The sequence below is a fragment of the Pseudomonas sp. yb_5 genome (assembly GCF_043103865.1).
Taxonomy (GTDB): Bacteria; Pseudomonadota; Gammaproteobacteria; order Pseudomonadales; family Pseudomonadaceae; genus Aquipseudomonas; species Aquipseudomonas putida_Y.
The window spans coordinates 11,769-35,152 of the sequence record NZ_JBICKE010000118.1 but is presented as its reverse complement, the minus strand read 5'-3'; the positions used below and the strand labels follow the sequence as shown (position 1 = coordinate 35,152).

The window sequence follows — 23,384 nt, the reverse complement described above, 5'->3', positions numbered from 1 at the left end:
CAGCAGCCCCCCCAGCACTCCAGGCCAAATGAGGTTCCCAGGTGAAAAAGATCGCGCTGTTCGCCGATGTGCAGAACCTCTACTACACCGTACGCCAGGCCCACGGCTGCCACTTCAACTACACCGCCCTGTGGGCTGACGTCAGCCGCGAAGGCCAGATCGTCGAGGCCGTGGCCTATGCCATCGACCGTGGCGACAGCAAACAGCAGCAGTTCCAGCAGATCTTGCGCAACCTCGGTTTCGATGTGCGCCTCAAACCGTTCATCCAGCGCAGCGATGGCTCGGCCAAAGGCGACTGGGATGTGGGCATTACCCTGGATGTGATCGACGCGGCCAGCCGGGTCGACCAGGTGGTGCTGGCCTCCGGCGACGGTGACTTCGACCTGCTGCTGGAGCGGGTAATCCAGCGCCATGGCACCGAAGCGGTGGTGTATGGCGTGCCGGGGCTGACGGCGTTGTCACTGATCCGTGCTGCCACCCGCTACGTGCCCATCGAAGGCGCGCTGTTGCTCAAACACTAAGGTCTTTTCATGGAACGTATCGCTGTCATCGACTTTGAAACCACCGGCATTTCCCCCGGTACCGGCTGCCGTGCCACCGAGGTGGCGGTGGTAATGCTCGAGGGTGGGCGCATTGTCGAGCGCTACCAGAGCCTGATGAACGCCGGTGTGCCGGTGCCGGCCTTCGTCGCAGGGCTGACCGGCATCACCACCGCCATGCTGCGTGGTGCGCCGCCGGTGGACAAAGTGATGAACGAGGTGGCCGAGTTCGTCGGTAGCACCCCATTGTTGGCGCACAACGCTGCTTTCGACCAGAAGTTCTGGGACTATGAGCTGGGCCGTATTGGCCGCAGCCGCAGCCAGTCCTTCGCGTGTTCCCTGTTGCTGTCACGGCGCCTGCTGCCCACCGCGCCCAACCACAAGCTGGGCACTTTGACACGCTGGGCTGGGTTGCCTGACACGGGCACCGCGCACCGGGCCATGGCCGATGCCGAAATGGCCGCCAACCTGCTGCAGCATCTGGCGGGTGTGTTGCACCAGGACCACGGGGTTCAGCAACTGTCGCACGAGCTGCTTTGCCGGCTGCAGAAAACCCCGGCTGCGAAGGTGCGCGAAGCGCTGGCCAAGTATCGTCAGGGCTAGCAGGTGATCGTCTGGGGTGTCGCCTGCGCCGCACGCACCAGAATTGTGCCGCTCATTTGCACCCGTTCTGTAACGTACCTTCACTCAGGCAGGCCGTTAAACTGAGCCACCCGTAAATGGATTTCGAGTTTTCCCCATGCCTGCCTCCCGTCGTTTCCCGCTGTTGCTGATTGGCGCCTTCCTGGCCCTTTATCTGGTCTGGGGTTCCACTTACCTGTTCATTCGCATCGGCGTCGAGAGCTGGCCTCCAATGCTCATGGCCGGGGTGCGCTTCCTGATCGCCGGGGGGCTGCTATACGGCTTCCTGCGTTGGCGCGGCGTGCCGGCACCTACCTGGCCGCAATGGCGGGCGGCAGGGGCGATCGGTTTCTTGCTGCTCAGTTGTGGCAACGGCGGGGTGACCGTGGCCGAGCATGCGGGTGTGGCTTCGGGCGTGGCGGCTTTGGCAGTGGCGACGGTGCCGCTGTTCACCTTGCTGTTCGGCCTGTTGTTCGGGCACCGCAATTCCAAGCTGGAATGGGCGGGGATCGCCCTTGGGCTGGTGGGCATCGGCCTGCTGAACCTGGGTTCCAACCTGCAGGCAAGCCCGATAGGTGCGGCGCTGATCATCTTCGCGGCGGCGTCCTGGGCATTCGGCTCGGTGTGGAGCAAGACCTTGCCGCTGCCCCAGGGGCCGATGGCCAGCGCAGCGGAAATGCTGGTCGGGGGTGCGGTGCTGTTGCTGGGCAGTGTGCTGTCGGGCGAACGCATGACACAGCTGCCGACCGCTGCTGGCTGGGGGGCGTTGGCCTACCTGGTGTTCTTCGGTTCGATCCTGGCGTTCAGTGCCTACATGTACCTGCTCAAGCACGTGCGCCCGGCAGCGGCCACCAGCTACGCCTACGTCAACCCGGCGGTGGCGGTGCTGCTGGGTATCGTCTTTGCCGGTGAGCAGATTGGCGCTGAAGAGTGCGTGGCGATGGCAGTGATCATCGGCGCGGTGGTGCTGATCGGCCTGCCACAGTGGCGCAAGGCGCCCGTAACTGTGCCACCGTTGAAAGGTGAAATCTGCAAGTAGGCAGGGGCGATGCGGTAAACTTGCCGCCTTCGCTGAACCCCCTGACGGTATTGCCATGAATTTCGCCAAACTCGGCCTGATCGAACCGCTGCTGCGCACGCTGCAGCAACTGGACTACACCACCCCGACCCCAGTGCAGGCCAAAGCCATCCCCGCCGTGCTGGCCGGCCGCGACCTGATGGCCGCAGCCCAGACCGGTACCGGCAAGACCGCAGGCTTCGCCCTGCCTGTGCTGCAGCGCCTGGCGCTGGAGGGCGAGAAGGTGGCCAGTAATTCGATCCGCGCCTTGGTGCTGGTACCCACCCGCGAGCTGGCCGAGCAGGTGCACAACAACGTGCGCGAATACGCCGAGAACCTGCCGCTGAGTACTTACGCGGTGTATGGCGGGGTCAGTATCAACCCGCAGATGATGCGCCTGCGTCGTGGTGTCGACCTGCTGGTGGCTACACCTGGCCGCTTGCTCGACCTGTTCCGGCAGAACGCCGTGAAGTTCAACCAGGTGCAGACCCTGGTGCTGGATGAAGCCGACCGCATGCTTGACCTGGGCTTTGCCGAAGAGCTGCAGTCGGTGTATGCGGCACTGCCGCGCAAGCGCCAGACGCTGCTGTTTTCCGCCACTTTCTCTGATCAGATTCGCATGCTGGCGGGGCTTGCGCTGAATGACCCGCTCAGTATCGAAGTGAGCCCGCGCAACGCCGCGGCCACCAGCGTCAAGCAGTGGCTGGTGCCTGTGGACAAGAAGCGCAAGGCCGACCTGTTCTGCCACCTGCTGCGCAAACAGCGCTGGAAGCAGGTGCTGGTGTTCGCCAAGACCCGTAATGGCGTCGATCAACTGGTGGAGCGCTTGCTGGCCGAAGGCGTGAATGCCGATGGCATCCACGGTGATCGCCCACAGGCGACCCGGCAGCGTGCGCTGGACAGCTTCAAGGCCCGTGAGGTGCAAGTGCTGGTGGCGACCGATGTGGCGGCCCGTGGCCTGGATATCGATGACTTGCCGCTGGTCGTCAACCTCGACCTGCCGATCGTTGCCGAAGACTACGTGCACCGCATCGGGCGTACCGGGCGGGCGGGCAACAAGGGCGAGGCGATTTCGCTGGTGTGTGCGGATGAAGTGCAACTGCTGGCGGCTATCGAGGTGCTGACCCGGCAGACCCTGCCGCGTCATGAAGAGCCGGATTTCATCCCCGAGCACCGGGTGCCGATGACCGATGCCAGCGGGCAGGTTATCAAGAAACCGAAGAAGCCCAAGAAGCCGAAAGAAAACAGCGCCAAGCGCGGGCTGGGGCGCTGGATGGACAGCACTGAAACCGGCAGCGCGGAACCGGCGGTGAAGGCTGTTCGCAAGGTGCCGAGCTTCAATGGTGGGCCGCGCAAGCGTAAGCCTTGAGGTTTTGGGGCCGCTTTGCGGCCCTTTCGCGACGCCAGGCCGCTCCCACAAGGACTGCGCCAGGCTTTAGATGTGTACGGCGACCTTCAGGGCTTCCAGCGCCGGCTCGACCTTGATGCCCAGCGCTGCACCCAGCTCCATTACCCAGGGTTGATGGGCGGGTTTGCGGTGATGATGTTTCTCGACACTGCACTGGGCTGAGGCTGAACACCGGCCTGTGGGAGCGGCCTTGTGTCGCGAAAGGGCCGCGAAGCGGCCCCGGCATTATTTGCATCGACGCTGAAACCCCCGGGGCTGCTGTGCAGTCCTTTCGCGACGCAAGGCCGCTCCCACACGGATCGCGCCAGCTTTCAGAAATTGAGCAAGACAGTTGCTCCCACATGGGCTGCGCAATCTGGATTGATGCAGTACTTGTGGAAGCAGCCCCGGCAAGCTGTCAGGAAGCCCGCACCCAATCCGCCGCTGCCCGCCCGGCGCGCAAGCCACTGGCAAAGCACGCCGTGAGCAGATACCCCCCGGTTGGCGCCTCCCAGTCCAGCATCTCGCCGGCACAGAATACCCCCGGCATGCCCTTTACCATCAATCCCTCATCCAGCCCCTCGAAGCGGACCCCGCCGGCACTGCTGATCGCCTCATCCAGCGGCCGCGTGCGTATCAGGGTGATGGGCAATGCCTTGATGGCTCGAGCCAAGGCATCAACGTCGGCAAAGGTCGCCGGATCAGTCAGCTCGCGCAGCAGTGCGGCCTTGACCCCATCAATTCCCAGCTGGCTGTGCAGGTGCTTGGCCATGGAGCGTGAACCGCGTGGTTTGGCCAGTGCCTGGGTAATCTTGTCCACAGGCTTGTCCGGCAGCAGGTCGAGCAACAACACCCCATGGCCTTCACGGTGGATGGCCTCGCGTACCGGTGCCGACCAGGCATACACCAGGCTGCCTTCCACACCTTGAGCGGTGAGGATGAACTCGCCCTTGCGCGGTGTGCTGCCCGGGACACTGAGGGCGATGTTCTTCAGCGGTGCGCCCGCGAACTTGTCCTTGAGCAGCGCGCTCCAGCCCTCTACTTCAAAACCGCAGTTGCTCGGCTGCAAAGGCGAGATATCCACAGCCCGTTCTGCCAGCAGCGGTTGCCAGCTGCCGTCAGAACCCAAGCGTGCCCAGCTGGCGCCACCCAGCGCCAGCACCACGACCGAGGCTTTCACCTGCCGTTCGCCCTGTGGATAAGCAATTCGCAAGCTGCCATCGGTGTTCCAGCCCAACCAGCGATGGCGGGTGTGGATAACTACCCCGCTGTCGCGCAGGCGCTTGAGCCAGGCACGCAGCAACGGTGCGGCTTTCATGTCGGTGGGGAACACCCGGCCCGAGGTGCCGACGAAGGTTTCGATGCCCAAAGCATGAATCCACTGGCGCAACGCGTCAGCATCGAAGTCGCGTAGCAGGGCCTCGATTTCGCCCTGGCGTTCGGCATAGCGGGCCACGAACGCCGGGTAGGGCTCGGAATGGGTGATGTTCATGCCGCCGACACCCGCCAGCAGGAACTTGCGCCCAACCGAAGGCATGGCATCGAACACCTCGACCGCCAGGCCTGCGTTGGCCAGTGCTTCGGCAGCCATCAGGCCGGCGGGGCCGCCACCGATGACGACAGCGGGAGGAGGGGATGCGGGGTTCAGATCGGGCATGGTGGGCAGCAGGCTGTGGAAAAGAGGCGCATTCTACCGCAGCGCTGCCCACGGAAGCACTGGTCAAAAAATAGCCAGCGTCACGCAGGCCTTGCCAGCAAAGGGCTACAGCGCCTTTCGCGCAGGTTATCCACAAGCGGTTCCACAGTCATTGTGAACAACCCATGACACGTGCCGCGCTGTGGTGAAGGATGCCGTGGCGTTTGGCCAGGGCTGTGCGGTCCTTGCTGTAGCCTCCACCGATCACGCCCACCACCGGGATATCGCGGCCCAGGCAATGGCGCAGCACGGCTTCGTCACGGGCGGCAACGCCTGCGTCGGTCAGTTGCAGGTAGCCCAGGGCGTCGTCCTTGTGCACATCGACACCGGCGTCATACAACACTAGGTCGGGTTGATAAAGCGGCAGCAGGTAGTTGAGGGCGTCGTCCACCACCTTCAGGTAGGCCGCGTCGCCCATGCCTCGGGGCAGAGGGATGTCCCAGTCGCTTTGTGCCTTGCGGGCGGGGAAGTTCTGTTCGCAGTGCAGCGACACGGTGATGGCCTCAGGCGTGTCGTGCAGGATGCGCGCGGTGCCGTCACCCTGGTGCACGTCGCAATCGAAGATCAGCACCCGGTGTACCCGGCCTGCTTCCAGCAGGTAGCGGCTGATGACCGCCAGGTCGTTGAAAATGCAGAAGCCGGCGGGGTGGTCGTAATGAGCGTGGTGGGTGCCACCGGCGAGGTGGCAGGCGATGCCGTGCTGCAGCGCCATCTCGGCAGTCAGCAGTGAGCCGCCGACGGCGCGCACGGTACGCCGGGCCAGGGCCTCGCTCCAGGGCAGGCCGAGGCGGCGCTGGTCCTCGCGCGACAGCTCGCCGTTCATGTAGCGCTCGATGTAGCTGCGGTCATGGGCCAGGGCGAGGATGTCGTTGGGGCAGATGTCCGGGCGCAGCAGGGCCTGGTCGGTGGTCAGCCCGCTGCCGACCAGGTGGTCGTGCAGCAGTCGGAACTTGTCCATTGGGAAGCGGTGTTCGGCGGGGAACTCCGGGCTGTAATCTTCGTGGTAGATCAGCGGCAACGGCATGGTTGAGGTCGTAATCAGGGCTAGTGCTGATCTTGCCATGACGGGTGACTGTAATGGGAGTACCTGTTTCTTGCGCCGGTACCGGCCCTTTGTGGGAGCGGCCTTGTGTCGCGATTGGGCTGCACAGCAGCCCCAAAATTTCAGCGCAGATGCACACATTGCTGGGGCTGCTGCGCAGCCCAATCGCGACACAAGGCCGCTCCCACAGAGATGGCCGCTATTTTCCTGTGCTGGCCAATACGCGTTGCCAGTCCGGTTCGTTCAGGCGCCCCAGGATGCGTGCCTTGCCATTGCCATCCACCGATACGAACAGGGCGCTGGCATAGTTGCTTTGACGTTCGCCGCCGGCAACGTGCTGCTGGCGGGCAAAGTGGTCGATGCAGCCGTTGTGAGTCACCAGCACCAGGTTGTGGCCCGCGCGTTTGTGTGCAAGCGCTTCGTTGGCGAACTGGCTGTCGCAGCTTTCCAGCCAGTCTTCGCTGGCCACCGCCTGGCCGAGGATGAAGTGCGCGGTTTGCCGGGTGCGCCGTTTCGGGCTGGTGAGCAAGTCGGCGTTGTTCAGGCCCAGCCGGTGCAGCCCCAGGCCAACGCGGGCGGCAGCCTGGCTACCGCTCAGGGTGATCCCCGTGGGGTCGTCCAGGCAGGGGCCGGGGGCGCTGTCGCAGCGTTCGGCGTGGCGGATCATCACGATCACCGCACCGTCGGCCCAGTCCTGCAACAGGCCGCTGTCACTCAGTTGTTGCTCGTTGCCAAGGTCCACGATATGCGTCCTCGTCGCCAGCCAGGTGGTCAACGCCGCCACGACCATGCACAGGCCCAGAGCGGCTCCGAGGGCTTTGCGGGTCAGGCGTCGCTTGCGCCGGGCGTGAATGGCAGAGTGCCCCAGGGTATTGCTCGATTGCATGTGTGGTTCCGTTGGCATGGCCGTGCTTGGCACGGCAGGGATGGCGGCATCCTGCCAAGTGGCCTGTCGGGGGCCGGTGAAGGGCGTGTGAAAATTGCATTCGGCTACTACCGGCTGGGTGAAACCCGCGCCCGCGCCTACGCTGTAAACTGCAACACGGCAAAACCGGAGCAGGCCCGATGACCCCTATTCTTGAACTGGAAAGCGCAAGGCTGGTGCTGCGCCAATGGCATGACGACGACCTGCGCGAGTTCGCCGCGCTGTGCGCTGACCCGCAGGTAATGCGTTACTTTCCGGCGCCGTTGACGCGCCTTGAGGCCGCTGCGTTGATCGGCCGCGTGCGTGGGCACTTCAATGAATACGGTTTTGGTTTGTGGGCCCTGGAGCGCAAGGACAGCGGCGCGTTCATCGGCATGACTGGCTTGCTGCACGTGGGCTTTGACGCCGATTTCACCCCCGCCGTAGAGATTGGCTGGCGCCTGGCCCGCCGCCACTGGGGCCTTGGCTTTGCCAGCGAAGCGGCGTGGACCTGCCTGCGTTGTGCTTTTGCCCAATTGCGCCTGGAGGAGGTCGTGTCGTTCACTAGCGAATGCAACCTGCCGTCGCAGAAGGTCATGCAGGCCATCGGCATGCAGCAGGACCCACACGGCAGTTTCGAGCACCCCCGCCTGCCCATTGGCCACCCACTGCGCCCGCATGTGCTGTACCGCATTGACCGCGCGCACTGGGAGCGTACCCTGCGCGCCTGAATGCACGGCCATGCCCGGCGCGAATGACAAACGCTGTATCATTTGCCCATCTTGGAAGGCGCTTGCCCGTAACACGTTCAGCGCCTGTGAAATCGAGCGCCGCTCGGGCGGCGCATCGCGAGCTAGGCTCGCTCCTACGGAGATCCCCCGATGAGTCATGTGTTGGACGACCTGGTCGACCTGTTGAGCCTCGAATCCATCGAGGAGAACCTGTTCCGTGGACGTAGCCAGGACCTGGGCTTCCGCCAGCTTTACGGTGGGCAGGTGCTGGGCCAGTCGTTGTCGGCTGCCAGTCAGACCGTCGAGGACGCGCGCCATGTGCATTCGTTGCACGGTTACTTCCTGCGCCCGGGCGATGCCAGCCTTCCAGTGGTGTACTCGGTGGACCGGGTGCGCGATGGCGGCAGCTTCAGTACACGGCGGGTGACGGCGATCCAGAAGGGCCAGACCATCTTCACCTGCAGCGCGTCGTTCCAGTACGACGAGGAAGGCTTCGAGCACCAGGCGCAGATGCCTGACGTGGTCGGCCCGGAAAACCTGCCTACCGAGGTGGAACTGGCCCGTGCCATGGCTGACCAGTTGCCTGAGCGCATCCGCGACAAGGTGCTGTGCGCCAAGCCGATCGAGATCCGCCCGGTCACCGAGCGCGACCCGTTCAACCCCAAGCCGGGCGACCCGGTGAAATACGCCTGGTTCCGCGCCGACGGCAACCTGCCTGACGTGCCTGCCCTGCACAAGTACATGCTGGCCTACGCCTCGGACTTCGGCCTGCTGACCACGGCGTTGCTGCCCCATGGCAAATCGGTATGGCAGCGCGACATGCAGATCGCCAGCCTCGACCATTCGCTGTGGTTTCACGGCAACCTGCGCGCCGACGAGTGGCTACTGTACGCCACCGATAGCCCCTGGGCCGGCAATTCCCGTGGTTTCTGCCGCGGCAGCATTTTCAACCAGGCCGGGCAATTGGTGGCATCGTCGAGCCAGGAAGGCCTGATTCGCCATCGCAAGGACTGGGCATGAGCCTGGGCGAGGTGCGCAACTGGGTGTTCGACATGGACGGCACCCTGACCGTGGCCGTGCACGACTTCGCCGCCATTCGGGTGGCGCTGGACATCCCGGCCGAGCACGACATCCTCACCCACCTGGCGGCCTTGCCGGCGGCGGAAGCGGCGGCCAAGCATGCCTGGTTGCTGGAACACGAAAGGGACCTGGCAACGGCCTCCACGGCGGCCACCGGGGCGGTGGAACTGGTGCGCGAGTTGGCCGAGCGCGGGTGCCGGCTGGGTATTCTGACCCGCAATGCGCGTGAGCTTGCGCATGTAACGCTGGAGGCCATCGGCCTGGCGGACTGCTTCCCGGTGGAACATATTCTTGGGCGTGACGAGGCTGCGCCCAAGCCGAGCCCGGATGGGCTGCTGAAGATTGCCAGCGCCTGGGGCGTGACACCGAGCGAACTGGTGATGGTGGGGGATTACCGCTTTGACCTGGACTGTGGGCGGGCTGCAGGAGCACGCACGGTGCTGGTGAACCTGCCGGACAACCCCTGGCCAGAGCTGGTGGATTGGCATGCGGCGGATTGCCGGGCGTTGAAGGTGATGCTGGGCTGATGCGTGTGTTGGCCATGCGGGCCTCTTCGCGGGCACGCCCGCTCCCACAGGTATTGCGCACGTCTCGGGGCCTGTGGTGCCCCTGTCAGGGCGGGCGTGCCCGCGAAAGGGCCGGATCTGTCTATGCTGAACCCCATTCTTTGCTCTGATACGGAGACCCACCCATGAGCAGCAAGGCCATCTACGTAAAACCCGGCGGCGGCTACGACAAAGTCGAGGTCGGCACCTGCGAGGCCCAGGCCCCCCAGGCCGGCGAGATTACCGTGCGCCTGCACGCCAGTTCCCTCAACTACCACGATTTCGCCGTGGTCAGCGGCATGTGGGGCCCGAGCGAGCGACGCATCCCCATGGCCGATGGCGCCGGCGAGGTGGTTGCGGTGGGGGCTGGCGTCACTGAGTTCCAGGTCGGCGACAATGTGGTCAGCACCTTCTTCCCCGACTGGCTCGATGGCCAGGCCAATGTCGAGGGCTTTGCCAGGGTGCCCGGCGACGGCATCGATGGCTACGCCCGTGAGCAGGTGACTGCCCGCGCCAGCGCCTTCACCTTGGCACCCCAGGGTTTCAGCCATGCCGAGGCTGCCACCCTGACCACTGCCGGCCTTACCGCCTGGCGCGCGCTGATGAGCGATGATCACCTCAAACCCGGCGACACGGTGCTGGTGCAGGGGACCGGCGGTGTGTCGATTTTCGCCCTGCAGTTCGCCAAGCTGGCGGGTGCGACCGTGATCGCCACCTCGTCCAGCGATGCCAAGCTGGAGCGCCTGAAGGCTCTGGGTGCCGACCACCTGATCAACTACAGGAGCACCCCGGCCTGGGGTGAGAAGGTGCGTGAGCTGACTGGCAACCGCGGTGTCGATCATGTGATTGAAGTGGGCGGCCCGGCGACGCTGGAGCAGTCGATGATTGCCGCGCGCATTGGCGGGCATGTTTCGCTGATCGGCATCCTTACCGGGGTGGCCGGGCAGTTGCCGCTGGTGCAGGCGCTGGTGCGGCAGATTCGGCTGCAAGGGGTGCTGGTCGGCAGCCGGGCGCAGCAGCAGGCGATGGTGCGGGCGATCGACGCCAACGGCCTGCGGCCGGTGGTGGACAAGCATTTCGAACTGGAGCAGATCGTCGAGGCGTTCCGTTACCAGGAAAGCAACCGGCATTTCGGCAAGATCTGCCTGACCTGGTGAAGTGAGGGCAGGGTAGCTGGATGTAACGGCCACCCTGCATGCCAATATCCTCGTCTTGCACTGCCTGACAGTCAGTCCGGCAATAGCCGGTCGCGGCTGTTGGACAGGTGCAGGCACACCGCCGCCCGCGCCGCATCCGGGTCTTGTCGGCGGATGGCATTGAGGATCGCCTCATGCTCCAGGTTGGCCAGGTACGCTTGCCGCGCCAGCTTGGCCCCCGCGCGCTCGGCCTTGGCCATGCGGTTGCGCGGGATCAGACCATTGCCCAGTTGCAGCAGCATCTCGGTGAAATACAGATTGCCGGTGGCCTCGGCAATCAGCAGGTGAAAGCGCCGGTCGGCTTCGATGCAGCTGTCGCCAGCAGCGGCCAGGTCCTGATAGTCATCCAGTGCCTGGCGCATGCGCGCCAGTTGCCCCTCGTCACGACGCAGCGCGGCCAGTGCGGCAGCCTGGCCCTCAAGGCCAATACGCAGCTCCAGCAGATCGCGCACATTCGCCGCGCTCTCCGCCGCAACGCGCAGGCCGGCCTGGGCCTGGCGCTCCATCACGAACGTACCGATCCCGTGGCGCGGCTCCACCAGACCAGAGGCTTGCAGCTTCGACAAGGCTTCGCGAACCACCGTGCGGCTGACCCCGTGCTCGCGCACCAGGGTGTTTTCCGAAGGCAGTTTGTCGCCTGGTTTGAAGGTGCCCAGCAGAATTTGCTGGGTCAGGCTGGAAACCAGGTCATGGGCACGGCTATGGCCGCGTTTGCGCGCGTGTTCGGGTTCCATGTGTGATCCGCTTCTTGATTGCTTGTACGACAAGTTAATCGATAGAAAAATTTTTTGCCGATTTTTCGCGCATCCAGTTCAGCATGTAATTGATCTGTTTTTGCATGTTCGGATCAAATTAGCATTGTGACAGCTTGTATATTGCTATTTTGCCGACGTTAATGATCTTGTCGTACAACTTCGCTGCGCATAAGCTCCTCCCCACTGCCATGTCAGACAACCCGACCCGCACAAAAACAATTAGTGGGAGATCCGCAAGTGAACGACACCCTCGCTCCGTCTGCCCGGCATGAAGGCGACGCGTTGGCCAGTGCCGTGGCCAAGGTCAAGCGCCACGTCCTGCCGCTGTTCGTCATCATGTTCATCGTCAACTACCTCGACCGCGTCAACATTGGCTTCGTCCGCCCGCACCTGGAAAGCGACCTGGGCATCAGCGCTGCGGCCTTTGGCTTTGGTGCCGGGCTGTTCTTCATCGGTTACGCGCTGTTCGAAGTACCTTCGAACATGCTGCTGCAAAAGGTCGGTGCCCGGCTGTGGCTGACCCGTATCATGTTCACCTGGGGGCTGGTGGCCACGGCCATGGCCTTCGTGCAGAACGAAACCCAGTTCTACGTGTTGCGTTTTCTGCTCGGGGTCGCCGAAGCAGGCTTCTTTCCTGGCGTGATCTACTACTTCACCCGCTGGCTGCCGGCGGCCGAGCGCGGCAAGGCCATTGCTATCTTCCTCAGCGGTTCTGCACTGGCATCGCTGATTTCCGGGCCGCTGGCCGGGGCGTTGATGCAGATCCAGGGCCTGGGCCTGCATGGCTGGCAGTGGATGCTGTTCATCGAAGGCATGGCCTCGGTGGCGCTGTGCTTCTTTGTGTTCTTCTGGCTGGACTCGAAGCCGCAGGACGCCAAATGGCTGAGCAAGGCCGAGCAGGACGCGCTGGTCGCCACCATCGACCGCGAGCAGCAAGCGCGTGAGGCCATCGGCGCGGTCAGGCCGTCGGCCTGGCGCCTGCTCAAGGACCGCCAGATCGTGCTGTTCTGCCTGATCTACTTCTGTATCCAGCTGACCATCTACGCTGCGACCTTCTGGCTGCCTAGCATCATCAAGCGTATGGGCGACCTCAGTGACATGCAGGTCGGTTTCTTCAACTCGATCCCTTGGCTGATCTCGATCCTGGCCATGTACGCCTTCGCCGCCGGTTCCGCTCGCTGGAAGTTCCAGCAGGCCTGGGTGGCGGGCGCGCTGCTGGTCGCTGCCACGGGCATGTTCATATCCACTACGGGTGGGCCAGTGTTCGCCTTCGTCGCCGTGTGCTTCGCCGCGATCGGCTTCAAGTCAGCGTCGTCACTGTTCTGGCCAATCCCCCAAGGCTACCTGGACGCCCGCATCGCTGCGGCGGTGATTGCCTTGATCAACTCGGTCGGCAACCTCGGCGGCTTCGTTGCCCCCACCACCTTCGGCTTGCTGGAGCAGCAGACTGGCTCGATCCAGGGCGGGCTGTACGGCCTGGCAGTGACCTCGGTGCTGGCGGCGATTGCCATCTTCTTCGTACGCATTCGCCCCAAGGGCGTCCCTTCCGATGACCTCAAGGCCCCTTCGGCCCTGGGCCAGACCCACTGATGACTGCGAGACAACCCTCATGAATATGCAGACCCTTCACACCAGCACCCCGGTGGTCACCGACCTGCGCGTGGTCCCCGTGGCCGGCCATGACAGCATGCTGCTCAACCTCAGTGGCGCCCATGGCCCGTACTTCACCCGCAACGTGGTGGTGCTGCGCGACAGCGCCGGCAATACCGGCCTGGGCGAAGTGCCCGGCGGCGAGAACATTCGCCAGACCCTGGAGGACGCCCGCAGCCTGGTGGTCGGCCAGCCGATCGGCCATTACCAGCGTGTGATCAATGCCATGCGCCAGACCTTCGCCAACCGCGACTCGGCAGGCCGTGGCCTACAGACCTTCGACCTGCGCATCACCGTGCATGCGGTAACGGCCATCGAATCGGCATTGCTCGACCTGCTTGGCCAGCACCTGAACGTGCCGATGGCGGCACTGCTGGGCGAGGGGCAGCAACGTGATGCGGTGAAGATGCTCGGCTATCTGTTCTACATCGGCGACCGCCAGCAGACCGACCTGGCCTACCGCAACGAAGCCGACAGCAATGACGACTGGTTCCGCCTGCGCCACGAAAAGGCCCTGACCCCGGAAGCAGTGGTGCAACTGGCCGAGGCCGCCAAGGCGCGCTATGGCTTCAGCGACTTCAAGCTCAAGGGCGGTGTGCTGCGCGGTGAAGAAGAGATGGAGGCTGTGACAGCGCTGGCCGAACGCTTCCCCGAAGCGCGCATCACGCTCGACCCCAATGGCGCGTGGTCGCTGAAGGAGGCCATCGCCCTGTGCCGCGACAAGCACGATGTACTGGCCTACGCCGAAGACCCGTGCGGTGCCGAGAACGGTTACTCGGGCCGCGAGGTGATGGCCGAGTTCCGCCGCGCCACCGGCCTGCCTACCGCGACCAACATGATTGCCACCGACTGGCGACAGATGGGCCATGCCATTCAGTTGCAGTCGGTGGACATTCCGCTGGCCGATCCGCACTTCTGGACCTTGCAGGGTTCGGTAAGAGTGGCGCAGATGTGCAATGACTGGGGCCTGACGTGGGGATCGCACTCGAACAACCACTTCGACATTTCGCTGGCGATGTTCACCCAGGTGGCGGCTGCGGCGCCGGGCGAAATCACGGCGATCGATACGCACTGGATCTGGCAGGATGGCCAGCGCCTGACCCGTGAGCCCCTGCGCATTGTCGACGGGCATGTGCGGGTGCCGGCGCGGCCGGGGTTGGGCGTGGAACTGGATGAAGACCAGCTGGCCAAGGCCCATGAGTGTTACCGCAACATGGGGCTGGGTGCGCGGGATGACAGCGTGGCGATGCAGTTCCTGATCCCGGGTTGGCGCTTCGATAACAAACGGCCCTGCCTGGTGCGTTGAGGCTGCTGGCCTCTTCGCGGGCAAGCCCGCTCCTACATCAACCGGTGGTGTTGCCACGCCGTCGTAGGAGCGGGTTCACCCGCGAAAGGGCCGGACCTGCCGGCCAATCCCCCCATTCATTCACCACCGCACCCGCCACCGCATCCACCAATCGGTACCGTCGCCACGTACCATCGTAGGAGCGGGTTCACCCGCGAAAGGGCCGGCACAGACAACACACATTCATATGAAAAACAAAAGCTCCATTTGGGCCCATGGCGCGATCGGACATGCCATTCGCGACATTTGGCGTTGATGGAAATGCCCTGTCGTGATCGAACAGTTCCGGGGCGTTCTCGTGTAATTCCCCACAGCCATGCGGGGATTAAATGAAGCCCGCCCTGCACTGACACGTTGCTCTGTGAAGCGCTCCAAAGATCAACAACAGAGCGCGAGTAACGTGTCGACTTATTGATTTCAAAGGAGATATTTTTCGCCTACGCCTGCCCGTCCTTCCTTGTGTCAGCAAAAAGAGAACAACATCAATGAACACCGTGGGATCTGATGGCAACCTTGCACAAGGTTTCAAGCCACGTCACGTAACGATGCTGTCCATCGCCGGCATCATCGGCGCCGGACTTTTCGTAGGTTCTGGCCATGCCATCGCGGCAGCCGGGCCAGCAACCATAATTTCCTATTTCGTGGCCGGAACCTTGGTGGTACTGGTCATGCGCATGCTCGGCGAAATGGCCGTGGCACACCCCGACACCGGATCGTTTTCCACCTATGCCGACCAGGCCATTGGCCGCTGGGCCGGCTATACCATCGGCTGGTTGTACTGGTGGTTCTGGGTACTGGTCATTCCTATCGAAGCATTGGCCGCCGGGCATGTGCTGAACGCCTGGTTCCCGCAGGTGGACAGCTGGATCTTCGCCCTGGCTTCGGTGTTGCTGCTGGCCGGTACCAACCTGTTCAGCGTGGCCAAGTACGGCGAGTTCGAGTTCTGGTTCGCCATCCTCAAGGTCACCGCCATTCTGGGCTTCATCGGCCTGGGCTTTGCCGCGCTGATGGGCTGGCTGCCCAACCGCGAGGTCAGTGGCCTTAGCAGCTTGGTTGCCGAATACGGCGGCTTTGCACCGAATGGCTGGTCGGCAGTGGTGGGGGCGTTCATCACCGTGATGTTCAGCTTCATCGGCACCGAGGCGGTGACCATCGCCGCGTCCGAGTCCAGCGACCCGTCGCGCAACATTGCCAAGGCCACTCGCTCGGTGATCTGGCGTATCAGCACCTTCTACATCCTGTCGATCTTCGTGATCATTTCGGTGGTGCCGTGGAACGACCCGCAACTGGCAGTGGTGGGTTCGTACCAGCGTGCGCTGGAAATCATGAACATCCCCAATGCGGCATTCATGGTCGACCTGGTGGTTCTGGTAGCCGTTACCAGCTGCATGAACTCGTCGATCTACATCGCTTCGCGGATGATGTTCTCGCTGGCCAAGCGCGGTGACGCCCCGGCCTTCCTCAACAAGACCTCCAAGGTCGGCGTACCGCGTGCTGCAGTGTTCGGCAGCACCCTGATCGGTGCGGCCATCGCGGTCCTCAACTACTTCGCACCCAAGGGCGTGTTCGAGTTCCTGCTGGCCAGCTCCGGCGCCATCGCCCTGTTGGTGTACATGGTTATCGCCATCTCCCAGCTGCGCATGCGCCGCCGTCTGGAGCGCGAGAACACCGAACTGAAGTTCCGCATGTGGCTGTTCCCGTACCTGACCTGGGCGGTGATCATTTTCATTGCCGGGGCGCTGGCGGTGATGATGTACACGCCTGAGCATCGGGCGGAAGTGAGCTCGACATTGGGCCTGGCGATCGTGATTTCCTTCCTGGGGATCGTGACGGCGAGGGGCCATGCGCAACCGGTGGGCGCGCGATCGATGGGGTGATTCAGTTCACCTGGCTGTAAGGCAAAGGGCACCCGAGGATGGGTGCCCTTTGTTTTTTGGGGTTTGAGCGTGCGTTTGGGTTAACAGGTGCTGGCAGGTGCCCGCCCGGTAGCACAATTCATTGAAAATAAATGAGGTGTTTTCTCATTCTCGTTCGGCATGTAGAGAAGGCCGGATTACAGGCCAGCCCGCCGACCCCCGACACGGAGCGAGAGAATGAGTTTTACCCCGGTTCCACAGCGCCACCCCTTGAGTCGTGCCCTGCATGCTGCACTGTTGGGCCTGGCAGTCAGCACCTACGCACTGCCGTCGCTTGCACAGCCTTTGAGCGCTGATCACAACGCCCCGCTCAAGCAATGGGGCATTCCCGCGGGCCCGCTGGCGCCGGCACTGGACCGCTTTGCACGCGAGGCGGGCATCAGCCTTTCGTTCGATGCGCAGAACGTGGCCAACCGCAATACCAACGGGGTGCAGGGCGCGCTGGATACACAGTCGGCACTGTCGTCGCTGCTGCGCGGAACCGAGTTGCAGTTTGAGCCGCAGGGCCCCAATGCGTACCTGGTAATACCACAACCAAAACCTGCCGGCCCGCTGGAGCTGGGCGCGACCGAGGACTACCGCCTGGCGCCTGTCATCATCAATGCCAAGGTCAAGGCCAGCGCCGACGATGACGCCAACTCGGTGGTTGCCAAGGAGCTGTGGGTAGGGGGCAAGGTGGCGACCAGCATCCTCAACACGCCCGCGTCCGTGTCTGTGGTGACCAACAAGGAAATGCAGCAGCGCAGCGTCAGCACCACCGAAGAGGCGCTGCAGTACACCCCCGGCGTGGTCAGCGACTATTACGGTTCGGACGACCGCAACGACTACTTCCTGATCCGCGGTTTCCAGGCCACCACCTACCGAGACGGCCTGACCCTCAGCTCGATGCGCGGTGTGCGCGAAGACCCTTACGCCTACGAGCGTATCGAAATTCTGCGGGGTGCCAACTCCACCCTGTTCGGCCCGGCAGACCCCGGCGGCTCGGTCAACTTCGTGACCAAGCAACCGCGCTTCGAGAAGTTTGGCCAAGGCTACGTGACCTACGGCTCCTATGACCATGCCGAAACCGGGATCGATGTAGGCGATGCGCTGAACGACGAACACACCCTGGCCGGCCGCTTCACGGCCAAGATGCAGAACAGCGACCGTGAGTACGACCATTCGCAGGACGATAACCGCTTTGTGATGGGCGGCCTGACCTGGGCGCCGACCGACTACACCTCGGCTACCATGATTCTCGACTACCTGAAAACCGACAGCTCGCCGAACAGCGGCGGCTATCCGCTGGACAAGGAATACGACCGCAGCGACTTCTATGGTGAGCCCAGCTACAACTTCCACAACGTCGAGCGCACCAGCCTGAGCGGCAACATCACCCACGACTTCGACAACGGCTTCACCCTGCGCAGCAACCTGCGCTACAGCGAGCTGAGCGATGACTTTGGCTACGCCTACCTGAGCGACAACGCCTCGCGTGTTGGCACCACCATTCCGCGTTACGTCTTCGGCACCGACAGCGATGCCGATCAGCTCAACGGCAACCTGATGCTGCAGTACGATGCCCAGTTCGAACACATCGACAGCAGCACGCTGGTGGGCGTCGAGTACCTCGACTCGACGACCAAACAGAGCTCGGTCTACGGCCTGGCGCCTTCCATCGACATCGCCAACCCGGTATTCACCGGCGTGCCTGGCGGCATCACGCCCTATACCCGCAAAAAGAATGACGCCACCACCAAGGCGGTTTTCCTGCAGCAGAACTTGTCGTTCTTTGACCGCGTCATCGCGACCGCAGGCGTGCGTAACGACTCGATGGACCTGTCGAGCAAGGAATACATCGGTGGCGAGCAGACGGAAAAGGACAACTTCTCCGAAACCTCCTACCGCGCGGCACTGACCTATATCGTCAACGATGAAGTGTCGACCTACGTGAGCATGGTGGAGTCCGTCTCGCCCCCGCAAGTAGGCGTTACCCCGCAGACCGGCAAGCAATACGAAGTGGGCATCAAGTACTCGCCCATGGGCATGGACGCACTCTTCTCCGCCGCTGTTTACGACCTGACCCAGGAGAACGTCACCATTGCTGTGGTGTTGCCAAGCGGCATCATCGAGCAGCAGACGGTGGGCGAGTCACGCGTGCGTGGCCTTGACCTGGAAGCCAAGGCACAAGTCACGCAAGACATCAGCGTGATTGGTGCTTACTCCTACATGGAGTCCGAGGTGCTGCGCGGGTCGCTGTATGACGGCTCTTCCTTGAAGGGCAATGAGTTCACCACGGCGCCCAAACACACCGCATCGCTGTGGAGCTACTACGACATACCTGGCACTGACGTGAGCGTCGGCCTGGGCGCGCGGTATGTGGGGGCGTACTACATGGATGCTGCCAATACCAAGAAGAGCGATGGGACCACGTTGTTTGATGCGGCGCTGAACTACAAGATCGCCAAAGGGACCGACCTGGCGCTGAATGTGAGCAACCTGTTCGATGAGCAGCATGTGGTGGGGTCGGGGACGGCGAATTACTACAACCCGGGGCGGGAGGTGACGGCGAAGGTGAGTTATAGCTGGTAAGGCGGGTAGGGGATGGCACGGGTTGCGCCCCTGTTCGTGGGTAAACCCGTGCCTACAGGTGCGCAAGATCCTGAAGCTTGCTATGAACCCCGCATCTTCAAAGAGGCTCACTTGTGAGTCGGTGTTTTTAGACCTTCAAATCGGCACCGCTAAAACCGTTGCGCTGATAAAAGCGCTCCAGCTCACGGGCTTCCGGCTCCCTGCCGGTGAAAATCTTCAGGTACTCGGGAATGTAGCGCATGCGCTGGGCCAGGGGCTCCCGGGTTTTCATGCTGATGTAGCCGATTTGCGTCAGGTAGATGGAGCGGGCGCGGGTAATCGCGGCATCGTGTTCAAAGCCGAAACGGTCGAACATCTGCCGCAATGCCTCGACGCGTTGCGCGTCTGCCTGGCCGATTTCCTGCGCCACTTCCGGCGACTGGAGTGCCCAACTGCGCATGGCGAACTCGAATTGCGAGTCGAACAATTCGCTGTTCAGCCAGCAGTCGAAGACGTTGAGAATCGCCTCGGTGATGGACTCGGCATAGGCCTGGGATTTGGTCACCAGGTTGAAGGTGTTCTTGTTTTTCCATTGCTCGATCAAGGCCACGAGCAAGGCATCGCGGTCTTCGAAAAACCAGTAGAAGCTGGTGCGCGACAAATTCAGTTTTTTGGCCAGCGGCATCACTCGCACGGCATCCACACCTGACTCGGTCAGGCTTTCGTAGGCCGCATTAAGCCAGCCTTCCAGTGAGCCTCGGCCTGCTGGTTCCGCCTTTGAGGTGGTTCCTTTCATGGGCATTTCTTCCCTTCTCAATGTGCGCTTTGTGGCAACTGTACACCATCGTCAAGAGTATTGACACCTGTGTACACAGGGGCATATTGTCGGCGTGCCTGATGACCTGTTTGCGAGACCGATATGAAAAACGATCCGCTACTTCAGCCTTATCGCCTCAAGCATTTGACCCTGCGCAACCGCATCATCACCACTTCCCACGAGCCGGCCTACCCGGAAGACGGGATGCCGAAAAAGCTCTACCGGGCCTACCACGTTGAACGTGCCAAAGCCGGCGTAGCCATGACCATGACCGCAGGCTCCGCCGCAATCTCCCGTGACAGCCCACCTGTGTTCAACAACATTCTGGCCTACAAGGACGAAGTGGTCGGCTGGATGAAAGACCTGACCGACGAGTGCCACGAACATGGTGCAGCGGTGATGATCCAGCTCACTCACCTGGGCCGGCGTACCCGCTGGGACAAAGGCGACTGGCTACCGGTGGTGTCGCCCTCCCACAATCAGGAGCCTGCACACCGCGCCTTCCCCAAGCAGCTTGAACAGTGGGACATCGACCGCATCATTCGCGATTATGCCGATGCCGCCGAACGCATGAAGGCCGCGGGCCTGGATGGCATCGAGCTGCAAGCCTACGGCCACTTGATGGACCAGTTCTGGTCGCCACTGACCAACGAGCTGGAAGGTCCGTACGGCGGCTCGCTGCAAAACCGCCTGCGCTTCACCTTCGATGTGCTCACGGCCATTCGCAAACGCGTGGGCCCGGAGTTTATTGTCGGCATTCGCTACACCGGGGACGAAGTGCTCGCCGGTGGCCTGCAAAAAGAAGAGGGCTTGCAGATCTCTCAACTGTTGAAAGACAGTGGCATGATCGACTTCCTCAATGTGATTCGCGGCAACATCGCCACCGACGCCGGGCTGACCGACATCATCCCGATCCAGGGCATGCGCAATGCCCCGCACCTGGACTTTGCCGGCGAAATCAAGACGCTGACCGGCTTCCCGACCTTCCATGCAGCAAAAATTCCCGACGTGGCCACGGCGCGTCATGCCATTGCCTCGGGGTTGGTGGACATGGTCGGCATGACCCGCGCGCACATGACCGACCCGCACATCGTGCGCAAGATCATCGAAGGCCGTGAGGACGATATCCGCCCTTGCGTAGGCGCCAACTATTGCCTGGACCGCATCTACAACGCAGGCGCGGCCTATTGCATCCACAACGCCGCGACCGGGCGTGAAACCACCATGCCTCATGAAATACCCAAGGCTGTGCAGAAGCGCAAAGTGGTGATTGTCGGCGCCGGCCCTGGTGGCCTGGAGGCGGCACGTGTGGCAGGCGAGCGCGGCCACGAGGTGGTGGTGTACGAGCTGGCGGACAAACCCGGCGGGCAGATTCGCCTGACCGCACAGTCCGAACGGCGCAAGGAAATGATCAGCATCATCGACTGGCGCATGGCGCAATGCGAGCGCCTTGGTGTGAGGTTCCACTTCAATACCTGGGCAGACACCGCGATTGTGCTCGATGAAAACGCCGACGTGGTGATCGTGGCGACCGGGGGCATGCCGCACACCGAAGTGCTGGAGCACGGCAATCAGTTCCTGGTTTCAAGCTGGGACATCATTTCCGGCGACGTGAAGCCTGGGCGCAATGTGCTGGTGTACGACGATGCGGGCGACCACGCCGGCCTGCAAGCCGCCGAATTCATCGCCCGCAGTGGCGCCAAGACTGAAATCATGACCCCCGACCGCTCGTTCGCGCCAGAAGTCATGGGCATGAACCTGGTTCCCTACATGCGCGCGTTACAGCAACTGGACACCACTTTTACCGTCACCTACCGGCTCAAGGCCGTGGAGAAACAAGGCGACCAATTGCTGGCCACGATCGGCACCGATTACAGCGACCTGACCAAAACGCGCCTGGTGGATCAGGTGGTGGTCAACCACGGCACCCGGCCGCTGGACGAACTGTATTTCGACCTCAAACCCCTGGCCCGCAACGAAGGCGCCTTGGAGTACATGGACCTGATTGTCGGCAAGCCGCAAACCGTTGTCAGTAACCCCGAAGGGCGCTTCCAGCTGTTCCGCATTGGTGATGCAGTGGCGTCGCGCAATACCCATGCGGCCATCTACGATGCCCTGCGGCTGGTCAAGGACCTCTAGCTGCCCTGCTCCGCCCACAACAATAAAGACAGCCGTCACCAGATTTAGAAACCTTTTAGTTACTGCCCCGAAAGTTGGTTTGACTCAGCGGAGGTTGTTACATGCAAACGGGTTCTGATTCCATTGAGCTGCTCACGGCGTTAACCGAACGCGACCTGCGCTTTCGCAGCGATGCCAAGGTCACTGAACATGCGATCGCGCCGGTCGACACGGCGTTACTCGATGCGTATGCCGCCATCGACCGCAAAGCCTTGCGCCATTACCGCCTGGAGCGCATTCGCGAGCAACTGCGCGCCCAGGATTACGCCGGCATTCTGTTGGCCGATCCGATCAATATTCGCTATGCCACCGACACCAATAACCTTGGTTTGTGGGTGATGCACTCGCCCAGCCGCTATGTGTTCGTCGCCACCGACGGCCCGGTGGTGCTGTTCGAGTTCACCAGCAGCCGGCACAACAGCGAGCACGTGGAAACCATCGATGAAATTCGCCCGGCGATTCCCTGGCTGTATTTTCTCGCCGGCCCCCGCGTGCAGGAAAAAGCCGAGCGCTGGGCACAGGAGGTGGCGGACCTGATGGCCCGCCACGGTGGCGGCAATCGCCGCCTGGCGGTCGACCGCTGCGACCCTTGGGGCGCGCAGCGCCTGACACACCAGGGCATTGAGCTGTTCGATGCGCAGCCATTGATGGAGCAGGCACGCTTGATCAAATCGGCTGAAGAAGTGGCCAGCCACCGGGTGTCCATGGGCGTTTGCGACCTGGCCATTGCCCGGATGCGCACAAGCCTGGTGCCGGGGGTTACTGAAAATCAGCTGTGGAGCATCATGCACGGCACCAACGTCGCGCACGGCGGAGAGTGGGCCGAAAGCCGCCTGCTCAGCTCCGGGCCGCGCACCAATCCGTGGTTTCAGGACGCCACCGACAAGGTCATCAAGGCCGGTGAGATGGTCTGTTTCGACACCGACATGGTCGGGCCCGGTGGTTACCTTTCAGACATCTCGCGCAGCTTCATCTGCCCCGGCAAGGCGCCGAGCATGGTCCAACGCGACTTGCTGGACATCGCCTCGCAGCAGATCAACCACAACGTCGAACTGCTGCGCCCGGGCCTGTCCTTTCGCGAGTTCGCCGAGCGCTGCTGGCCGGTGCCCCAGCGCTTCGAGCACAACCGCTACATGATGATGCTGCACGGTGTCGGGCTGGTGGACGAGTACCCCAGCGTCGCCTACGCCGTGGATTTTGCCGAGTGGGGGTACGACGGCCTGTTCGAGGAAAACATGGTGGTGTCGGTGGAAAGTTACATCGGTGAGCAAGGCGGTGGGGAAGGGGTGAAGCTCGAAGAACAGGTGCTGATCAGCGCCAACGGGCCGATCAAACTCTCGCGCACACCCTTGGTCGACGGCGATCGATAGCTGGA

General features: G+C 62.8%; 20 protein-coding genes. 15 read left to right on the top strand and 5 right to left on the bottom strand.

Annotated features, from left to right (window positions below):
- Window positions 1–41: 41 nt before the first annotated feature.
- The 5 genes from ACF8GF_RS21480 (at window position 42) to ACF8GF_RS21460 (ending at window position 3,787) form a co-directional block, all read left to right on the top strand.
- Window positions 42–521 (top strand): NYN domain-containing protein, encoded by a 480-nt coding sequence (locus ACF8GF_RS21480; protein ID WP_004576858.1) that lies wholly within the window; start codon window positions 42–44, stop codon window positions 519–521.
- Between the two features lie 9 nt (window positions 522–530).
- Entirely contained in the window at window positions 531–1,142 is a 612-nt protein-coding gene (locus tag ACF8GF_RS21475; RefSeq protein WP_176683231.1) for a PolC-type DNA polymerase III, read from the top strand.
- A 136-nt stretch (window positions 1,143–1,278) separates the two neighbouring features.
- Entirely contained in the window at window positions 1,279–2,199 is a 921-nt protein-coding gene (gene yedA, locus ACF8GF_RS21470; protein ID WP_176683232.1) for a drug/metabolite exporter YedA, read from the top strand.
- 55 nt (window positions 2,200–2,254) lie between these two features.
- A complete protein-coding gene (locus ACF8GF_RS21465) occupies window positions 2,255–3,586 on the top strand; it encodes a DEAD/DEAH box helicase (protein ID WP_392488457.1) in 1,332 nt (443 codons plus the stop codon).
- A 72-nt stretch (window positions 3,587–3,658) separates the two neighbouring features.
- The gene (locus ACF8GF_RS21460) at window positions 3,659–3,787 is read left to right on the top strand and encodes a hypothetical protein (protein ID WP_019750923.1); all 129 of its coding nucleotides are present in this window, start codon (window positions 3,659–3,661) and stop codon (window positions 3,785–3,787) included.
- A gap of 235 nt (window positions 3,788–4,022) precedes the next feature.
- Here the strand turns inward: ACF8GF_RS21460 and ACF8GF_RS21455 are convergent, their stop codons facing one another.
- From ACF8GF_RS21455 to ACF8GF_RS21445, 3 genes are all read right to left on the bottom strand, one after another.
- Complete coding sequence (locus ACF8GF_RS21455) at window positions 4,023–5,261, bottom strand: TIGR03862 family flavoprotein (protein ID WP_176683234.1); 1,239 nt, start codon at window positions 5,259–5,261, stop codon at window positions 4,023–4,025.
- A 148-nt stretch (window positions 5,262–5,409) separates the two neighbouring features.
- Window positions 5,410–6,324 (bottom strand): histone deacetylase, encoded by a 915-nt coding sequence (locus tag ACF8GF_RS21450; RefSeq protein WP_021784367.1) that lies wholly within the window; start codon window positions 6,322–6,324, stop codon window positions 5,410–5,412.
- Window positions 6,325–6,541: 217 nt separating this feature from the next.
- Window positions 6,542–7,228, bottom strand: coding sequence for a histidine phosphatase family protein (locus ACF8GF_RS21445; protein WP_392488456.1), 687 nt, complete (start codon window positions 7,226–7,228; stop codon window positions 6,542–6,544).
- A gap of 179 nt (window positions 7,229–7,407) precedes the next feature.
- Here ACF8GF_RS21445 and ACF8GF_RS21440 point away from each other — a divergent pair, with 179 nt between their 5' ends.
- The 4 genes from ACF8GF_RS21440 to ACF8GF_RS21425 all read left to right on the top strand — a co-directional run bounded on the left by ACF8GF_RS21440 (window position 7,408) and on the right by ACF8GF_RS21425 (window position 10,759).
- Entirely contained in the window at window positions 7,408–7,977 is a 570-nt protein-coding gene (locus ACF8GF_RS21440; RefSeq protein ID WP_084851515.1) for a GNAT family N-acetyltransferase, read from the top strand.
- Window positions 7,978–8,127: 150 nt separating this feature from the next.
- Complete coding sequence (gene tesB / locus ACF8GF_RS21435) at window positions 8,128–8,997, top strand: acyl-CoA thioesterase II (RefSeq protein WP_003249851.1); 870 nt, start codon at window positions 8,128–8,130, stop codon at window positions 8,995–8,997.
- On the top strand, window positions 8,994–9,584 hold the full coding sequence (locus tag ACF8GF_RS21430; protein ID WP_021784364.1) for an HAD family hydrolase: 591 nt from the start codon (window positions 8,994–8,996) through the stop codon (window positions 9,582–9,584). The genes tesB and ACF8GF_RS21430 overlap by 4 nt, the downstream gene beginning before the upstream one ends.
- 164 nt (window positions 9,585–9,748) lie before the next feature.
- Entirely contained in the window at window positions 9,749–10,759 is a 1,011-nt protein-coding gene (locus ACF8GF_RS21425; protein ID WP_392461694.1) for an NAD(P)-dependent alcohol dehydrogenase, read from the top strand.
- A gap of 71 nt (window positions 10,760–10,830) precedes the next feature.
- Here ACF8GF_RS21425 and ACF8GF_RS21420 read toward each other — a convergent pair whose 3' ends face one another.
- Complete coding sequence (locus tag ACF8GF_RS21420; protein ID WP_339444657.1) at window positions 10,831–11,532, bottom strand: FadR/GntR family transcriptional regulator; 702 nt, start codon at window positions 11,530–11,532, stop codon at window positions 10,831–10,833.
- Between the two features lie 258 nt (window positions 11,533–11,790).
- On the opposite strand from ACF8GF_RS21420, the gene ACF8GF_RS21415 reads away from it, so the two are divergent.
- The 4 genes from ACF8GF_RS21415 (at window position 11,791) to ACF8GF_RS21400 (ending at window position 19,035) form a co-directional block, all read left to right on the top strand.
- Window positions 11,791–13,143 carry an MFS transporter gene (locus tag ACF8GF_RS21415; protein WP_392488455.1) on the top strand — a complete coding sequence of 451 codons (1,353 nt, stop codon included), beginning with the start codon at window positions 11,791–11,793 and terminating at the stop codon, window positions 13,141–13,143.
- Between the two features lie 19 nt (window positions 13,144–13,162).
- Complete coding sequence (gene gudD, locus ACF8GF_RS21410) at window positions 13,163–14,509, top strand: glucarate dehydratase (protein ID WP_392488454.1); 1,347 nt, start codon at window positions 13,163–13,165, stop codon at window positions 14,507–14,509.
- A gap of 524 nt (window positions 14,510–15,033) precedes the next feature.
- Complete coding sequence (gene gabP, locus ACF8GF_RS21405) at window positions 15,034–16,425, top strand: GABA permease (RefSeq protein ID WP_209963304.1); 1,392 nt, start codon at window positions 15,034–15,036, stop codon at window positions 16,423–16,425.
- A 216-nt stretch (window positions 16,426–16,641) separates the two neighbouring features.
- Complete coding sequence (locus ACF8GF_RS21400) at window positions 16,642–19,035, top strand: TonB-dependent siderophore receptor (RefSeq protein WP_392488453.1); 2,394 nt, start codon at window positions 16,642–16,644, stop codon at window positions 19,033–19,035.
- Window positions 19,036–19,162: 127 nt separating this feature from the next.
- Here the strand turns inward: ACF8GF_RS21400 and ACF8GF_RS21395 are convergent, their stop codons facing one another.
- Entirely contained in the window at window positions 19,163–19,810 is a 648-nt protein-coding gene (locus ACF8GF_RS21395; protein WP_176683242.1) for a TetR/AcrR family transcriptional regulator, read from the bottom strand.
- A gap of 123 nt (window positions 19,811–19,933) precedes the next feature.
- Here ACF8GF_RS21395 and ACF8GF_RS21390 point away from each other — a divergent pair, with 123 nt between their 5' ends.
- Together ACF8GF_RS21390 and ACF8GF_RS21385 are read left to right on the top strand one after the other, a co-directional pair.
- On the top strand, window positions 19,934–21,970 hold the full coding sequence (locus tag ACF8GF_RS21390) for an FAD-dependent oxidoreductase (protein ID WP_392488452.1): 2,037 nt from the start codon (window positions 19,934–19,936) through the stop codon (window positions 21,968–21,970).
- A gap of 101 nt (window positions 21,971–22,071) precedes the next feature.
- Window positions 22,072–23,379 carry a Xaa-Pro peptidase family protein gene (locus tag ACF8GF_RS21385; protein ID WP_176683243.1) on the top strand — a complete coding sequence of 436 codons (1,308 nt, stop codon included), beginning with the start codon at window positions 22,072–22,074 and terminating at the stop codon, window positions 23,377–23,379.
- Window positions 23,380–23,384 lie beyond the last annotated feature (5 nt).

Excerpts from the sequence above, each read along its gene's own strand:
- ACF8GF_RS21385 (WP_176683243.1), top strand. The coding sequence starts at position 22,072 with ATGCAAACGGGTTCTGATTCCATTGAGCTGCTCACGGCGTTAACCGAA.
- ACF8GF_RS21400 (WP_392488453.1), top strand. The coding sequence starts at position 16,642 with ATGAGTTTTACCCCGGTTCCACAGCGCCACCCCTTGAGTCGTGCCCTG.
- ACF8GF_RS21430 (WP_021784364.1), top strand. The coding sequence starts at position 8,994 with ATGAGCCTGGGCGAGGTGCGCAACTGGGTGTTCGACATGGACGGCACC.
- ACF8GF_RS21440 (WP_084851515.1), top strand. The coding sequence starts at position 7,408 with ATGACCCCTATTCTTGAACTGGAAAGCGCAAGGCTGGTGCTGCGCCAA.
- gabP (WP_209963304.1), top strand. The coding sequence starts at position 15,034 with ATGAACACCGTGGGATCTGATGGCAACCTTGCACAAGGTTTCAAGCCA.
- ACF8GF_RS21465 (WP_392488457.1), top strand. The coding sequence starts at position 2,255 with ATGAATTTCGCCAAACTCGGCCTGATCGAACCGCTGCTGCGCACGCTG.
- ACF8GF_RS21420 (WP_339444657.1), bottom strand. The coding sequence starts at position 11,532 with ATGGAACCCGAACACGCGCGCAAACGCGGCCATAGCCGTGCCCATGAC.
- ACF8GF_RS21390 (WP_392488452.1), top strand. The coding sequence starts at position 19,934 with ATGAAAAACGATCCGCTACTTCAGCCTTATCGCCTCAAGCATTTGACC.
- gudD (WP_392488454.1), top strand. The coding sequence starts at position 13,163 with ATGAATATGCAGACCCTTCACACCAGCACCCCGGTGGTCACCGACCTG.
- ACF8GF_RS21475 (WP_176683231.1), top strand. The coding sequence starts at position 531 with ATGGAACGTATCGCTGTCATCGACTTTGAAACCACCGGCATTTCCCCC.
- ACF8GF_RS21450 (WP_021784367.1), bottom strand. The coding sequence starts at position 6,324 with ATGCCGTTGCCGCTGATCTACCACGAAGATTACAGCCCGGAGTTCCCC.
- ACF8GF_RS21425 (WP_392461694.1), top strand. The coding sequence starts at position 9,749 with ATGAGCAGCAAGGCCATCTACGTAAAACCCGGCGGCGGCTACGACAAA.
- ACF8GF_RS21395 (WP_176683242.1), bottom strand. The coding sequence starts at position 19,810 with ATGAAAGGAACCACCTCAAAGGCGGAACCAGCAGGCCGAGGCTCACTG.
- ACF8GF_RS21445 (WP_392488456.1), bottom strand. The coding sequence starts at position 7,228 with ATGCAATCGAGCAATACCCTGGGGCACTCTGCCATTCACGCCCGGCGC.
- ACF8GF_RS21455 (WP_176683234.1), bottom strand. The coding sequence starts at position 5,261 with ATGCCCGATCTGAACCCCGCATCCCCTCCTCCCGCTGTCGTCATCGGT.
- tesB (WP_003249851.1), top strand. The coding sequence starts at position 8,128 with ATGAGTCATGTGTTGGACGACCTGGTCGACCTGTTGAGCCTCGAATCC.
- yedA (WP_176683232.1), top strand. The coding sequence starts at position 1,279 with ATGCCTGCCTCCCGTCGTTTCCCGCTGTTGCTGATTGGCGCCTTCCTG.